12 protein-coding genes are annotated in these 15199 nt (G+C 44.1%); 6 read left to right on the top strand and 6 right to left on the bottom strand.

Annotated elements, in window-relative coordinates; genetic code table 11:
- Positions 1-66: 66 nt before the first annotated feature.
- The 4 genes from ACXACN_RS13660 to ACXACN_RS13645 all read right to left on the bottom strand — a co-directional run bounded on the left by ACXACN_RS13660 (position 67) and on the right by ACXACN_RS13645 (position 5528).
- Complete coding sequence (locus ACXACN_RS13660) at positions 67-1434, bottom strand: PTS ascorbate transporter subunit IIC (protein WP_474965162.1); 1368 nt, start codon at positions 1432-1434, stop codon at positions 67-69.
- A 40-nt stretch (positions 1435-1474) separates the two neighbouring features.
- Positions 1475-1744, bottom strand: coding sequence for a PTS sugar transporter subunit IIB (locus ACXACN_RS13655; protein ID WP_474965160.1), 270 nt, complete (start codon positions 1742-1744; stop codon positions 1475-1477).
- Between the two features lie 22 nt (positions 1745-1766).
- Positions 1767-3878, bottom strand: coding sequence for a BglG family transcription antiterminator (locus tag ACXACN_RS13650; protein WP_474965158.1), 2112 nt, complete (start codon positions 3876-3878; stop codon positions 1767-1769).
- Between the two features lie 240 nt (positions 3879-4118).
- On the bottom strand, positions 4119-5528 hold the full coding sequence (locus ACXACN_RS13645; RefSeq protein WP_474965157.1) for a Na+/H+ antiporter NhaC family protein: 1410 nt from the start codon (positions 5526-5528) through the stop codon (positions 4119-4121).
- A gap of 133 nt (positions 5529-5661) precedes the next feature.
- Here ACXACN_RS13645 and ACXACN_RS13640 point away from each other — a divergent pair, with 133 nt between their 5' ends.
- The 3 genes from ACXACN_RS13640 to ACXACN_RS13630 all read left to right on the top strand — a co-directional run bounded on the left by ACXACN_RS13640 (position 5662) and on the right by ACXACN_RS13630 (position 8767).
- A complete protein-coding gene (locus ACXACN_RS13640) occupies positions 5662-6102 on the top strand; it encodes an SRPBCC family protein (protein ID WP_474965155.1) in 441 nt (146 codons plus the stop codon).
- 734 nt (positions 6103-6836) lie between these two features.
- Positions 6837-7982 carry a DEAD/DEAH box helicase gene (locus ACXACN_RS13635; protein ID WP_474965154.1) on the top strand — a complete coding sequence of 382 codons (1146 nt, stop codon included), beginning with the start codon at positions 6837-6839 and terminating at the stop codon, positions 7980-7982.
- An 80-nt stretch (positions 7983-8062) separates the two neighbouring features.
- Entirely contained in the window at positions 8063-8767 is a 705-nt protein-coding gene (locus tag ACXACN_RS13630; RefSeq protein ID WP_474965153.1) for a CAP domain-containing protein, read from the top strand.
- 99 nt (positions 8768-8866) lie between these two features.
- On the opposite strand, the gene ACXACN_RS13625 is transcribed toward ACXACN_RS13630, so the two are convergent.
- On the bottom strand, positions 8867-9475 hold the full coding sequence (locus ACXACN_RS13625) for a hypothetical protein (RefSeq protein ID WP_474965152.1): 609 nt from the start codon (positions 9473-9475) through the stop codon (positions 8867-8869).
- A gap of 270 nt (positions 9476-9745) precedes the next feature.
- On the opposite strand from ACXACN_RS13625, the gene ACXACN_RS13620 reads away from it, so the two are divergent.
- Together ACXACN_RS13620 and ACXACN_RS13615 are read left to right on the top strand one after the other, a co-directional pair.
- On the top strand, positions 9746-11023 hold the full coding sequence (locus ACXACN_RS13620) for a diguanylate cyclase domain-containing protein (protein ID WP_474965150.1): 1278 nt from the start codon (positions 9746-9748) through the stop codon (positions 11021-11023).
- Between the two features lie 14 nt (positions 11024-11037).
- Positions 11038-12429, top strand: a complete 1392-nt coding sequence (locus ACXACN_RS13615; RefSeq protein WP_474965148.1) for an amidase — start codon at positions 11038-11040, stop codon at positions 12427-12429.
- Positions 12430-13121: 692 nt separating this feature from the next.
- Here ACXACN_RS13615 and ACXACN_RS13610 read toward each other — a convergent pair.
- Positions 13122-13874, bottom strand: coding sequence for an alpha/beta hydrolase family protein (locus ACXACN_RS13610; RefSeq protein ID WP_474965146.1), 753 nt, complete (start codon positions 13872-13874; stop codon positions 13122-13124).
- Positions 13875-14027: 153 nt separating this feature from the next.
- On the opposite strand from ACXACN_RS13610, the gene ACXACN_RS13605 reads away from it, so the two are divergent.
- Positions 14028-15068 (top strand): ATP synthase beta subunit C-terminal domain-containing protein, encoded by a 1041-nt coding sequence (locus ACXACN_RS13605; RefSeq protein ID WP_474965144.1) that lies wholly within the window; start codon positions 14028-14030, stop codon positions 15066-15068.
- Positions 15069-15199: the final 131 nt, after the last annotated feature.

Here is a 15199-nt window from a genome sequence, read left to right as displayed (position 1 = left end):
GCTTTTTTGGTGCTTACAACACAGAGAAAACACTCCCTGATCAAAGCAGGGAGTGTTTCCTTACGTTTATGCGACATTTGGATCGCTGTTTTTTTCATTTGATTTTGATTTGCGACCGAATAAGAATGGGATGGCAAGGAGAAGAAGGATCACCGCAAAAATGACAATGTTGGAATCAATGAGGTTAATGAGATTGCCTAAAACGACTCCGACTACACTAAAGTCAGCATCTCCAAACGTTGTTCCCTGGAAGCCTAATGAGCCTAATACCGGCAGTAATAGAGCAGGCAAAAAGCTGATCATGACCCCATTAGCCATAGAGCCGATAACCGCACCTCTTCGACCACCCGTAGCATTACCGAAGACTCCGGCAGCTGCACCAGTGAAGAAGTGAGGAACCAACCCAGGAACGATCACTTTCAATCCTAGCAGAGGTAAGAATAACATGCTTACAAGGCCGGCAATAAAGCTGGATAGGAATCCGATGATAACGGCGTTCCCTGCGAAAGGAAAGATGGCTGGACAATCAAGTGCAGGTTTGGCGTTAGGGACAACTTTATCTGCAATACCTTTGAAGGCAGGAACGATTTCGCCAAGCAGCATGCGTACACCGGCAAGAATAATATATACTCCTGCTGCGAATGTAAGCCCTTGCATGAATGCGAAGACCAGGAAGTTCTGTCCGGCGCTCAATTCCCCTTCAACGAACGCGGGTCCGGCCGCACCTGCAACGACGAAGAACAGAATGATCATCGTTAATGATACAGAAACGGATGTGTCTCTTAGGAAACCGAGGGATTTCGGTACTTTAATTTCTTCTGTTGATTTAGACCCCTTACCAACACGCTTTCCTACAAAAGAAGCGACAAGGTAACCGATCGAGCCGAAGTGGCCGATAGCGAAATCATCGGAACCTGTAACTTTCCGTGTGAAAGGCTGAAGCATGGCAGGGAATAGCACCATCAATCCTCCAAGGATGATCGATCCCAGGATAATCAAAGAAATGCCTGAGAATCCACCGGTTGATAAGATAACTGAGATCAGGCAGGCCATGAACATCGTATGGTGTCCGGTTAGAAAGATATATTTAAAAGGGCTGATTCTTGCAAGAATAATATTGACGACCATTCCGAATAACATGATCATTGCCGTTTCTGTACCGAAAGTTTCCTGGGCAAGGGCAACGATCGCTTCATTGTTCGGGATTACGCCGTCTACGGCGAAGGCTTTATTGAACATACTGCTGAACTGTCCCAGGGACTGTACGAGAACGTTCGCACCAGCCCCAAGGATGACAAAGCCCATTACCGTTTTAAGCGTTCCAGAAACAACATCCCCTGTATTTTTGCGCTGAACTAGGAGTCCGATCAGGGCAAATAAACCGACAAGGATCGCAGGTGTACCTAAGATGTCTTTCATTATTAAATCAATCATGGGAGACGCTCCTTTGTAGTGGATTAGGGTTTATTGGACTTTATAGATTCTGGCCTTCCAAAGCTTCACGAAGCTCAGTTTTATCCATAAGGTTCTTTAATTTCACAACATTTTTTTGTCCGTCTTCCAGACTTTCTACGATGTCTTCAGATCCTAAATAGACATCTGCTTGTTCCGTCTTGGCTGTTGTTAAATCGGTGTGAGAAACTTCCGCTTCTTTCCCCATTTCGTTCAATGCTGCTTTAATATTCATCTCCACAATCATACTGCTTCCTAAACCGTTTCCACATACAACTAATACTTTTTTCATGACAAATTCCTCCTCAATAATATTAAACTTCTACCGTTTGGTTGATTAAATCAATGACTTGATCTGAGTGATCGGTGGATATTAAGCGCTCTACCTGGCTTTCATCTGATAATAGTTCTGTAAGCTGCGCCAATGCCTTTAAGTGGGTTTGATTATCGATGGCGGCCAGTACGATGACAAGCTGTGCTCTGTGCTTCTCTTTTTCAGAAAAATACACGGGTTTTTTAAGTCTTAATAAACTCATCCCCAGTTGTTCAACGCCCGCTTCTGGACGTGCGTGAGGGATAGCGATTCCTGGAGCAATGACAATATAAGGACCAAGTTCATTTACGTTATCAATCATCGCCTGTACATACTCCGGACGGATATACTGTTGATCAAGCAGCGGTTTGGAAGCCACCTCGATCGCTTCTTCCCAATCGGATATATGGTCTCTGAGCTGTATCGTTTGTGCGGTCAATAATTCATTAAGCATGGGCTTTTTCAGCTCCTTTGTCTGTGGGGTGTTTCGTTCTAATAGGTGGGACAATTCCCTTTTCAGTTCGTCCTTGCGATGAACCGTCGCATGACGTTCAATGATATGCATCAAGTCGTCCGCAGGATCGTTATCTGTAGAATTCGGTCCAAAAAGTTCATTCATTCGCTGGATGACTCGTTCCTTTTCCACATTGGTTAAGATAGCAGGAACATGAACAACAGGGATGTCTTTCGTCTTGATGAATTTTGTTGAAAAAATGACATCCGCCTGATGAGTGTTTCGCTGGTACTCTCTCATAGATAAGGTGTCCGTGATCGTTAATCCGGCGATTAAATTTTCAAGTTGTGTGCGTAACATATTGGATGTGCCTATGCCATTTTCGCAAACGATGATGGCTGTGTGTTTTGTCTCCACCTGTTTCTTTTCTTTAGTGATCCACCCTCCAAAGTGAAGAGTAATATAGGCAGCTTCCTCATCTGGAATTCCCTTCCCGACGTATAGCTCTAAGTGCTTCATCACTCGTTTTGTCAGATGGAAGATATCCGGGTAGGTTTCCTGGATGGTACCAGCTAAATCATTGGCGATTTTCACGCCGTATTTTAATCGGTAATACGTAGGTTTGATGTGAGAAATTAAGTTTTCTGCAAGTCCTTCCTTATCATCAAACACGACGCAGGAATACAGTTGAAAATCATGGATCATTTGATGGACGACTTCTTGCAACCCGGATAATTCCCGTTCGGAATATCGGCTGAAATCATCATGCTGAACTTTAGAACCTAAGAGATTCATAGTAATGAAGCAAACTTCATCCTCAGGAAAATCGATTTCCCACCATTCTTCGAGAGCTTGTGTAATGAGTAAGGCCCCCTGGTGAGCTTTGGTCTGATTGAGCACATGTTTTTCTTCTTTTTGGACGGTGATAAACTTCTCATCATCGATACGTTTTTTAACCATTAATAATTGGAAGGATAGTATTTCCAACATTTCATCAGTCAGGGTCAATCCTAATTCCTTTTCAGCTTCAAAAAGGATTTTCTTCACTTTTCGTCTCTGTGCTGTCTCCTGAGACCATGTGTCTGATTCGGGCTGGATCATCTGATGAACCTTATTTCTGACGTTTTGCCAGTCAGGTTGCGAAAAAATGGTAGCGAGAATATTGGAAAGCATCGTTCTCTTTATATCCTCAGGACCGCTTAACCGGTATCCGATGTTCCTTTTGTAATAGAGCTCGAGGCCTGCTTCTTTGAACTCCTTCTTGATGGTTTTGATCATTTTTGCGATGGTTCCCCGGCTCATGAACGTCATATCCATGAAATGCTGCATCGATGCTTCGTGTTCTTCCAGTAAGATTTTAGCTTTAATGAGAATTTCTCGCTCCTGCCTGGACAGTTGGTATTGCCAGTCATCGAAGCTCTTGTCCTGAATGTCCATCAAATGTGCTTTCGATGAAGGAGGTAAAAATAATCCCTTTCCATGCTTGCTCTGAATCGGAGCCAGTTTATTATCAAGAAGCCAACTGTTGATTTGATCAATATCATAGTAAATGGTCCGTTGAGATACTTTCATCCTGTCGACGAGATCCTTAGTGGGAACGGGATTGGTTGAATGTTGAATCATTGATAACAAATGTGCACGTCTATTATCCAATACCATGGGGGTCCCCCTTGTGTGATCTTGTTGAGTTATTTTTGCAAAAATATAAACTTTAGTATTTGATGATCATCTTGTGAGTTTAGTATAAACGCTTTTCGAAGGTTATGTAAGGGGTTTCAGTGTGTGGTTTTTGTAGATGTTGAGTTTGCAAAATTGCACAGTTAGGGGTGATGTTGGAATAAAATTCAAAAAAAGAAAAAAGGTCCTTCTATTTAGAAGGACCTTTTTAAAAGAATAGGTCTATAAAAAGAACGACAAACCGAAGTAGAGGACAGCTGCAAAAGACGCTGCGATTAAAGCGGGCTTCAGCTTGAACCTGGCATACTTAACAGGGTTCAAATTCAGGATGCCGGCTGTCGTATTCGTATCATCACTTAAAGGAGAGGCGAATGCGCCGAATGTGCCGCTGGCAAAGACGGCTCCGATGACAATCGGCAGTGAACTTCCAGCTACAGTGGCAATGGAGATCCCGACAGGCATGAGAATTCCCCATGTCCCCCAGGATGATCCAATAAAATAAGACAGACCACAGCCTACGATGAAAAGAATGACAGCTACGAATCCAGCAGGAATCCAATCGAATGACTGGGATATGGTATCCGCGAACTTCAATGCTTCCGATCCGCTGCTCAGTCCCCAAACCATGGCAAGCAGAACGATGACACTCATCATTTCGTTTCCGCCATCAATCAGGGTATTCATCATTTTCCTAAGCTTCTCGTTGCGGAATTTCAAGTAAACGACAAATCCAATTAAGGTAAGAACAACTGCCAATACCATGGCGTCAAGAACATGGGCATTAATCAAGGCACCAAATCCTGTTTTTCCATCTTGTATTCCGACCATATACATAAGGAAGAACGTGAGGACGATGACACTGATTAAAGGAATAATCAAATGCCACGGCTGGGCAGGGAGATTCTTTGTGACGGCTGGATGACAATCTTCCCACTGGTCATCATCATCCCTTTTTTCTTGATCCATGTTTTCTGCATCGGTAGCGGGTTTTTTGTTCTTATGGAAAAAGCTCATATAAAAACCGACGGCTAGCATGGAAAAAGCGAAAAAGTTGAACGGAATGCTGCTGATATATAAAGAATAAGCATCTCCCTCAGTGTTTGCCTGCTTCAAGGATAGTTCTATGACCGAAGTCATATATCCAACAAATGCCGTGGCAATCGGAATCAGGACAACGAGAGGAGAGGCTGTTGTTTCGATGACGAATCCGAGCTCCTGTTTCGTCATCGGGATATTCCTTCTCAATGCTTTCATTACAGGACCAATGGTAACGATTCGGAAGCTGGGTGCACTGAAGGTACCTAAAGAAGATAACCACGTAAGGATGAACGCGCCTTTTTTATGGTCGATTCGCTCTGTCGCTTCTTTCACGAACCCTTTGATCCCTCCTGACATTTTTACAAGTCCAATCAAAGCAGAAAACACATATAGAAAAAGGATGATTTTCAAATTGGCTTCATCCCTTAATCCTTCAATGATGAAGCCCAAGGCAGTCATCATCCCGCCCAGCCAGTTCGGGTCGATCAGGTAACCGGCCACCACAACAGCGAATAGTAAACTTGGAATGACTTGTTTCGTCCATATAGCTGTAATGATGACAACGATAAAAGGAACCACGGAAATCCAGCCCATACATATCCCTCGCTTCTTTTGTGCTTCTTTTAGCTTGTGTGTGTTTGGCAAGGATATTCTTGTCATGCAAAAAAGGAGTCAGGGCGTGGAAAGCGAATATAGGGTGTAGAGCTTTTAACTGAGGAGGATGCTTATGGCTTTTATGAATCAGTCCATCATCATCAAAAAACCTGTGGAGGAAGTTTTCGAGAAAGCGACGGATTTCAAAAACAGCCCTGAAATTATGGATACAGTCATTGATGTTCAACTATTAAGTGAGGGCCCAGTCAGAGAAGGGTACAAGTTCCAGGAAACCCGTGAAATCAGAGGGAGGAAAGCACGATCGGTTATTGAGATCACCGATTTTGAGCCCAATCGAAAATACTCTGCCCGCAGTCACCATCATGGATTGGATTTACGGTATCATTATGAATTTGTCCAGACGTCAGAGGGAACGAAGGTGGACTTTCGGGGAGAGCTCTTCACAGAAGGCTTAAGGAATAAATTGATGCAGCCGCTCATTAAACAGATCATCAAAAAAGAAGACCAGGACCACCTTCAACATTTGAAGAAGTTTATCGAATCTTCTTCTTAATGGTGGTATAATAAAAGTAAGCTATGGATCATGTATGAAAGGCCTCTCCATTATCCAATATGGAAAGAGGTCTATTTTTTATTTCCAAAAAGTCCCCTTTCAACTAACTGGCAGGATTTTGTAGGTCTTGATTTCGAGATGTTTGTTGAGTGGATAGGGCTGCGGGGAATGACTCGCTTTCCGCGGGAGCGCGGTGAGCCTCCTCAGGCTAACGCCTTGCAGGGTCTCACCAAGCACTTTTTTCCCGCAGGAGTCTCGCCATTCCCCTCCGCCCCCTTTGCTATGGAAGATTCTCGAAATCACTTCTGTAACAATCAGCTTGAGTGACTGAGGAAAGTGGATCATATAACCTCTCCACAGTAGGTATTCAGAATTTATAAGCCTGATATAGAACGCTTTATGTCTGCCTTAGGAGGAGAAATGGGAGACACTTCATCTAGGTATAGGGGGGCGTTTCTCCTTACTATGAAAGGGGTGGTTGGGAAGCTGCGAGACTCCCGCGGGAATGGATTGGCTGGCGAGACCCCACAGGACGAAGTCCGAGGAGGCTTGCCGTCATCCCCGCAGGAAAGCGAGTTGCTTCCCAACCACCCCTGACGCTCAACCAGGCAACGCCCCCCTGGAACATCTCGAAACTGAGTCTTCCACAATCGGGAGCTTTAGTGGAAGGAGAGGGCGGGTAATAGGAAGGTATATATGGAATGATAAAGATATATAGAAAGGAACGATTATAGATGACAGATATTAATCCATCGTGGTTTGAGGAATTATCCCCATCTACGAAAGAGGCATGGCAGGTTTCAGGATTTGAAAGTATGACGGAAGTACAGGAACAAGCCATTCCTTTCATTTTACAAGGCACAGATGTAGTAGCTGAGGCTCCTACAGGCAGTGGGAAAACGTTGGCATACCTGCTACCTCTGATTGAAAAAGTAGACCCGGAAAAAAAGCATACACAAGTGTTGGTTATGGCTTCTTCCCATGAACTAGTGATGCAGATTCACCAGGAAGTTCAGACTTGGACAAAAGGAAGCGGAATCACCAGCATGACAATGATTGGTGGGGCGAATATCAAGCGCCAGATGGACAAGTTGAAGAAAAAGCCACATATTGTTGTTGGTACACCAGGTCGTGTGTATGAGTTGATCCAGAAGAAAAAATTGAAGGCGCATGAAATCAAGGCGGTCGTAATGGACGAAGCTGATCAACTCCTTGTTCCAGAGCACATTCATACCGTGGAAGATGTGTTGAAGAGCACGATGCGTGATACGCAGACGTTGTTGTTTTCAGCTACATTGCCTGAAGAGGTCATTGAAATAGCTCAAACATTCATGGATGAGGAAGCAGAAGTGATTCGGGTGACAGAAGAACTGAAAAAACCGGATGTGACTCATACGTATGTTGTTTGTGAGGATAGAGATAAAATCGAGATGTTAAGAAAACTGGCGCGGATGGAAGCGTTCAAAGGTCTTGCGTTCATGCAGGATATTGCTAAGCTGAACGTCATGGCTGAAAAACTCGCATACAAACACCTGGATATCGGATTGCTACACAGTGATGCAAAAAAAGAACAGCGGGCGAAGGCGATTAAGGAATTCCGGAAAGGGGAATACCCATTACTACTGGCAACAGATGTTGCGGCCAGAGGACTGGACATTATGGAAATCAACCATATCATCAACCTTGACGTTCCGAACGACGTCACCTCCTACATTCACCGTGCTGGTCGGACAGGACGAATTGGATCTCAAGAAGGAACCGTTGTTTCACTCGTGAACCCTGTAGAAGAAAAGCGTTTGAAAAAGTTTGCGCGGGATCTGGAGTTGACTCTTCATGAAGTAGAGATTTATAAAGGAGAGTTGAAAGAAGCCCGGCGTTAAATTTTGCCGTTTGCCTTTGGAGCGATGCCATGGAATACTGGAGGAGAGTACTTCTAGCCTGAAATGAGGAGAGAATCCACATGATTAAAAAGTTTTTTCTCTTTCTTGTGGCCTTGTTTGTCATTATTGTCATTGCGACACCAGTTTCAGCCGAGGACTTTTGGAAAGAAGGCCCGAGGGCTTCCTATGAAAAGGTATCGCGACATGTCCAGGGCTTAGTAGAGAATACAGATATAAAAAATGAGTTTCAGAATTTTGCCGTAGATGTCCAGTCATTCTTTAAGTTTCTAGAAGAGGTGGAATGGAAATATCCTGATGCACCTCCAGAAGAGCAAGCGTCTTCAGACAGCCCAAGTGAACGTGTATCTGAAAGTTCCCTCACAGGATACACATTAAAAGAGTTTGAGCAGGAAGTTATTGCTCTTGTCAACGAAGAGCGAGAACAGCGTGGGCTGCATCCATTACAAACGCATAATCGTTTAAGTGCCTTAGCCAATGTTAAATCGCAGGATATGGCGGACAAAAGCTACTTCAGCCATACCTCGCCGACCTACGGTTCTCCATTTGAGATGATGGACGAATTCGACTTCCGTTACCAGACAGCAGGTGAGAACATTGCTGCCGGTCAACGGACTCCTGGGGAAGTCGTAGAGGGGTGGATGAACAGCGATGGACACAGAGCCAACATCCTTCATAAAGACTTCACTCATATTGGTGTAGGATACTTGGAAGGCTCAGGACCTTATAAAAGATATTGGACACAACTATTCATGACCCCGCGTTAATCAAAAATCCGGATTCCCAATCAAACTAGAGGAATCCGGATTTTTTATGTTCTATACGGAAAGGTTATGAAAAGATTTCTCCATAGAAGAGAACTTAGATTATTCTTTTGAGACAGGCTTGAAGTATCCTTGGACGTTTATCGGGTCGGTTTCTTTCTCGGCATCGGCCCAATCTAATATTAAAGAAAACAGCTGGGTAATCATAACCATGACCCCTGTGTATAAGAAGGCTCCAGCATCAGCTGCCTCACTGAAGTAAAAAGAAGCCTCGTGATAGACCACAAACAATAAAGAGGCCAGCAATAGGTAAAGGAAACGTCTCATGAAGCTTAGGGTTTGGATAAACGGGCATTTTAGCAATAAAGGAGCCCAATAAATGAAAGATCCAAAACCAATAAGTAAAAGATGAACAAACAAACCAAGAGGAAGGTGAAAAAACAGGTCAAAGCTTGCGATTGCCCCCGTTACAAAGATGAAGGAACTTAAAACGGGTCGACGGCTTAATTTTATAACCCAGCGGAGGCTGGAACGGAACCAAAGATGTTTGTGATTGGCGTATAGAATTATGGCAGGGGCCAGTCCAAAGCAGACCATACTCCTGACATATTGAATCGGGGTGGGCGATAAAAGGTGATGGATCGTTAGAGCGATGAGCATGCATAGGGAATAGAGAAGGAATGTCAGATCAAGTTTGTTAAAGACTTTCATTTGTGACTCATCTCCTGAAAGCTTTCGGTTTATTTACCCTCCCCATTTTCAAATAAACCTATGTAGAAAAACATACTCAAAGAATAAAAAAGCGTAAGGGGCGGTAGTTTATGCTGTCATAAACGAAGAGTATACTCGATGATTTAGAAAAATGTAAAAAGTCTGTTTATAAATGGAAGAAGGGAATGAACTAATGTTATAATTTTAAGGTTAAAACATTATTTTCTAGTTCTTTTCACCTTATTATTAACAGGAAAGAAGTGCTTACATATGAATGCCATTTACTCCTTGACGAACCAACCCATGATCTTTAAGAACTTATTTCAAGATTTAAGCGACGCCGTAGCCATTATACAAAATGTTGAAGGGAAAATGACCTTCACCTACACCAATGGAACGATGCAACGGGTGTATGGGGATCTTCAAGGCCGTCCTTTGAATGACCTTTATTGCGAGGCAAAACGAAACCATATAGAGGAGACAATGGAAAGGGCGGAGAGTTCTCGCGAAACTTTGATTGAAAGCTATGATGGTTTTCCGAATCCTTTTCATATCACCTATTCCATACAATCCGTAGAAAGCGGGAAGACTTTTCTTCTATACATAAAAATGGGCTCTACCCAAGCCATGAAGTTGATTGAGGAGAAAGAACGCCAACGGGTAGAAAGTGAGAGTCGTTATGAGTCAGTAGTCGAAACTTCGCCGGACTCTATTTTTCTGCATGATCAAGAAGATCGTATCATTTATGTGAACCAGGCGGGAATCGACTTGCTGGGAGCAGAAACAGCGATAGAATTGCTTGGTCAGGATATAACAAAATTTCTCTACAATGAACCTTATGAAAAGGCGCGGGAACGTCTGGACATATTACTATCAGGAGGTCATGTAAAAGGTCCGATTGAGCGCCAGATTCAAAGAGTCGATGGAGCCATTATTGATGTCGAACTGAATGGAGGTCTTGTGGAATATCATCAAATGAAAGCTGTCCAGACGATTTGCCGCAACATATCGGAACGAAGAAAACACCAGCATCAATTAGAAGAGATGGCGTATCAAGACCAATTGACAAAGATACCAAACAGGCGCTACTTTTTTGAAAAGTTGGAGGATGAGCTGAAACGAGCAGACAACAAGAACTCGATCTTTGCCTTGTTATTCTTTGATTTAGATAACTTCAAACAAATCAATGATCGTTATGGACATCACATCGGTGACGAATTGCTTGTCATTTTTACTAAACGTCTCCATCAGGGGTTAAGAAAAACAGACACACTCTCTCGTTTGGGTGGCGATGAATTTGTCATTCTATTATCAGATTTAGTTGACCCTGATCATCCTCGTAAAGTTGCAGATCGCATGCTGGATCGCGTACTTCGGCCGATCCATCTGCAGGGACATGAAATCGGGATCAGTGTTTCCATTGGAGTATCCATCTATCCAGAACATGGGATGAACGTGGGAGATCTCCTCACAAAAGCCGATCGAGCGCTTTACAAGGCGAAAGAAAATGGAAGAAGCTGTGTGTCCGTTTATACTTATGATTCATGAAAGGAGCGTCAGTTTTGGAGATTCAAGAACTTCACCAGTTTGATGCCATCGCATTAAAAGAAAAAATAGAAAACAACGAATTGAAGATCTCAGAAATCATCAATCACTATAAAGCAGTCATCGAACGTAAAAACCCTGAATTGAATGCTGTGGTCCACTACATCAACGAACCGGTACGTGAAGACGGCTATTTTAAAGGGCTTCCTTTTCTTATTAAAGATTTGAATGCTGTCCAAGGCCATCCGTTGTCATACGGTTCTAAAGTGATGAAAGGTTTTGAGGCGACGTGGGATGATGAGATTGTGAAACGCTTCAGAAGAGGTGGACTTACCTTTATTGGGAAAAGCAATACACCCGAGTTCGGCTTTACGCCTGCAACCGAATCCGTCCATCTGGGTTTCACGAAAAACCCGTGGAACAAGAAATATTCACCTGGCGGATCAAGCGGAGGAGCCGCCGCAGCTGTCGCATCTGGTATGGTTCCTTTTGCACACGCCAGCGACGGAGGAGGGTCAATTCGTATCCCTGCTTCCAATTGTGGTTTGTTCGGATTAAAACCAACGAGGGGAAGGACACCTTTTTCCATGCATCTCAACAGCCTTGCCGTCAGTCATGGCGTAACAAAATCAGTAAGGGACAGCGCTGCACTCCTTGATCTACTGGAAGGCCCGCAAAAAGGGGACCTCTTTGCAACTCCTGCCAAAGGGGAGTCTTACGCTGGAATTTCTCATGAGGACCTTGGGTCATTAAAAATTGCTTATATGGCAGATTTCGGAGAACTGATGTCTATACAGCCTGATGTCCAGCAAGCCATCCGTGAAACGGCAGAACTCTGTGAATCACTCGGGCATGAAGTGGAAATTGCCTATCCAGACTTTGATCTTCATCGCTTCATGGATGCGTTTGTTACAGTATGGGTTGTTGGCGGAGCTCTAGCGGTCAAGGGTGCCGCAAGAATGAATGGGGTAAGCCCGAGCGTACAGAATTTAGAGAAAATGCTTTCGACATTGATTGAAAAAGCAGAGGGTTATACCGCGATGGAATACGAGCAGGCACGGATGTTTTTAGCGGCAGAAAGCGTGAAATTCCACGCGTTCTTTGATCAGTATGATGTTCTCTTGCATCCAGTCAACTCAAAGTCAGCCTTACCCTTAGGTTGTTACAATGGAGAAGAAAATACGATCGATGAAATATTGTCGGTGTCTGCCCAATACGCTCACCTTTCCCCTGTAGCGAACGTGACTGGACAGCCGGCGATGAGTGTTCCTCTTTACTGGAATGACGAAAATGTCCCGATCGGCTCCCATTTCACAGGGCGGTTCGGCGATGAGCGAACACTGTTAAAGTTAGCCTCACAGCTTGAAGAAGCACGCCCCTGGTGGCACAAGTATAACGAGATTATCTAAAAGAACCCGAAGTCCCTGCCAGGGACTTCGGGTTCTTTATCTATATCCCTTCTTCAAAAAATGGCAAGGTCGTGGAACACTCGATTTCGAGGCTTTTGTGTTGTGGGTAGGGGCTGCAGGGAATAGCTCGCTTTCCGCGGGAGCGCGGTGAGCCTCCTCGGACTGCGTCCTGTGGGGTCTCACCCAGCACTTTTTTCCCGCAGGAGTCTCGCCATTCCCCTCCGCCCCTTTGCCCTGGGAGACTCTCGATATCACTTTTTTAAAAAAAGTTTTTGTGATTGAGGAAGATGGGAATTCTCAGTAATCATTCAGAAAAGTAAAAGCTTGATACCAGACACTTCATTCATCTAAGGAGGGAAAAGAGAGGGAGTGTCTTCCACTATCTTGGTGTTGCATGCACACTGCGATTTCTATCAAGCTTTCGTATTCACAATGGTGGACATAGAGGTTAATAACCTCCGCTTTCTTTTACTTAAAGCTGCTTATTCTGGAAGTAGTTTCGAGACACTCTTACGATCAAGGGGCGGAGGGAAAAGGTGAGACTCCTATGGGACGTGTGGGACAGGTGAGACCCCGGAAGGCATAGCCTGAGGAGGCTCACCGCCCGCCCCATGGAAAGCGAACCTTTTCCCGGAGCCCCTAAACGCATACCAAAATCTCGAAACGATCCTTCAAAGTAAAGGGGGCGCTTGTTAGAAGTGTTTGTGTAGCCAGTCGACTGCTGCTTTTTCGACGTGGTCCAGGTATCCTTCGAAGCTGTGGGGAGCGCCTTCGATTACTGTCAGTTGAGAGGAAGGAGGAAGCCATTTCATCCCTTTTTGAGTTAGAGGAAGAAGAATTTCTTCTTCCCCCTGATCACCATGGACAATGAGGCAAGGACAATGGATGGAGGACAACAACATTTCCTGGTCTATTTGTTCAAAGTCTACTAACATCTGTTTTGCTATCACAATCTCTTCACGGTAAGGATCTTCAACGGGATGGTTCAAATAACCGGTTTCTTTTAGTTTCTCAAGTTGATCGGGAGTGAATTCCTCTGTCCAATCATAGGTCACGGGACCGGTCCCTGCTCCAGTAAGAATCATGGTTTTAATATACCTGGATTGATAGCTTTCGAGGCAAACGCGTGCCCCTAAACTGTGGCCGTAAAGAGCTATTTCAGTAAATCCTTTGGTAACAGCATAGTGAATGGCAGCTGTGAGGTCGTTCACTTCAGCTTCTAAGCTCAAGGGCCGGTCTTCACTTTCTCCACAACCTCCGAAGTCAAACCTCAGTACATGATAACCGAGGCGTTGAAAGCTGCCAGCAAATCGATCGAATCTTCCCTTCGATGAGCGGTTCGACCGAAATCCATGACACATAATAATCAGTTTTTCATTAGTTCCTTCCTGAAATAATCCCCTTAATTGCAGTCCCTCGTTGTTACGAAATGTTATCCTCTCCATGAGTCGACCCTCCAATGCTTTTTTATTAGCTTACCATGAACGATGGAATAGAATTGTGGTATTTTGAGCGTAAAAATAATTACTTCTTAAAGAAATTTAGTTGCTTTTTAAAGTAATTATGATTACTATATAAAGTAACAAAGGAGGAAAATGATGGAATCCATTCATTTAAACGTCGCGCTTTTGAGGAGGCGTGTCCCGAACTTAACGAAGGCGGCAAGATCTGTTGGCTTAAGACCTGCAACCGTTTCGAATTTGTGTACAGGAAAAATCGCCTTGGGGAGAACGGAAGTACGAACATTAGTCGCTTTGGCTGGTTTAGCGGAATGCAGTGTGGATGAACTGATTATCAGAGGGGAGAAATTCGAGATGATTGAAACGGGAATTAAGACGATTGACTTGTTTGCACCTTTGGCTAAAGGGGGCACCGCTGGTTTAGTTGCTAGACCGGGCATGGGACAACTGGTGGTTTTAGCAGAAATTTTTCACCGTTTAAAGAAAGAAGGAAACTCTATCGTCCTGCTTCAGCCGGAAGGGGATCACCCGGAGATTTCGGATATTACAGCGGATGTTGATTCCATTCACCTCGACATAGACGAAGCGGAAAAAGCTGTTCTTCAAGCATCGAAAAAGCATGAGGTTCTTTTCGTATCGGATCGTTCTCACGTGCAGAATGGCAGCATCTATCAACTACAGGAAAAATGGGCCGGGGAGGCATCTGTAACTACATTTCTCGTGGATTTAAAAGGGGAGGCGGTAGATGAAGAGCTTCCTTATGGACCGTTGGAGACGTTGTGGCAATTTGATATGGATCTATCTGCCCGGCATATGTATCCTGCTATCCACCCGATCTACTCCACATCTTCCGTTTTAGAAGGTGCCAATTTGGATCAGGAGCATTTTTCAACACAACAAAAAGCTCAAAAGCTGCTGCGCCGGTATCGTGAACTGAAATCCATTGTCCGAGCGAGCGGGATGGATCCATTATCGGATGCAGATACCCAGTTGTATAAGCGTGGAGAAAAATTGGAGTTCTACTTGACTCAGCCATTCTTTGTAGCCGAAGCATTTACGGGTGTGAAAGGTGCCCATGTTCCAATGAAAAAGATGCTGACAGATGTACGGAAAATTACGGATGGGGGTTACGATCACAAAGGGCTTGAAGAATTCAATATGGTCGGCAGCCTGGACTAAATGTAGAAGTTGGAATTTGAGGAATGGACCATGTGTAAAGGGTAGAGGAGTAAAAAGAAAAAAATTTTCATGAAAAAACGTTTACATGAAAAAAGTCAGTTTGAGCTGAAAATCGGCGGGGAATCTCCTGA

The organism is Halobacillus sp. AWM4_238, from assembly GCF_056158265.1.
This window is presented reverse-complemented; position numbering and strand designations above follow the sequence as displayed.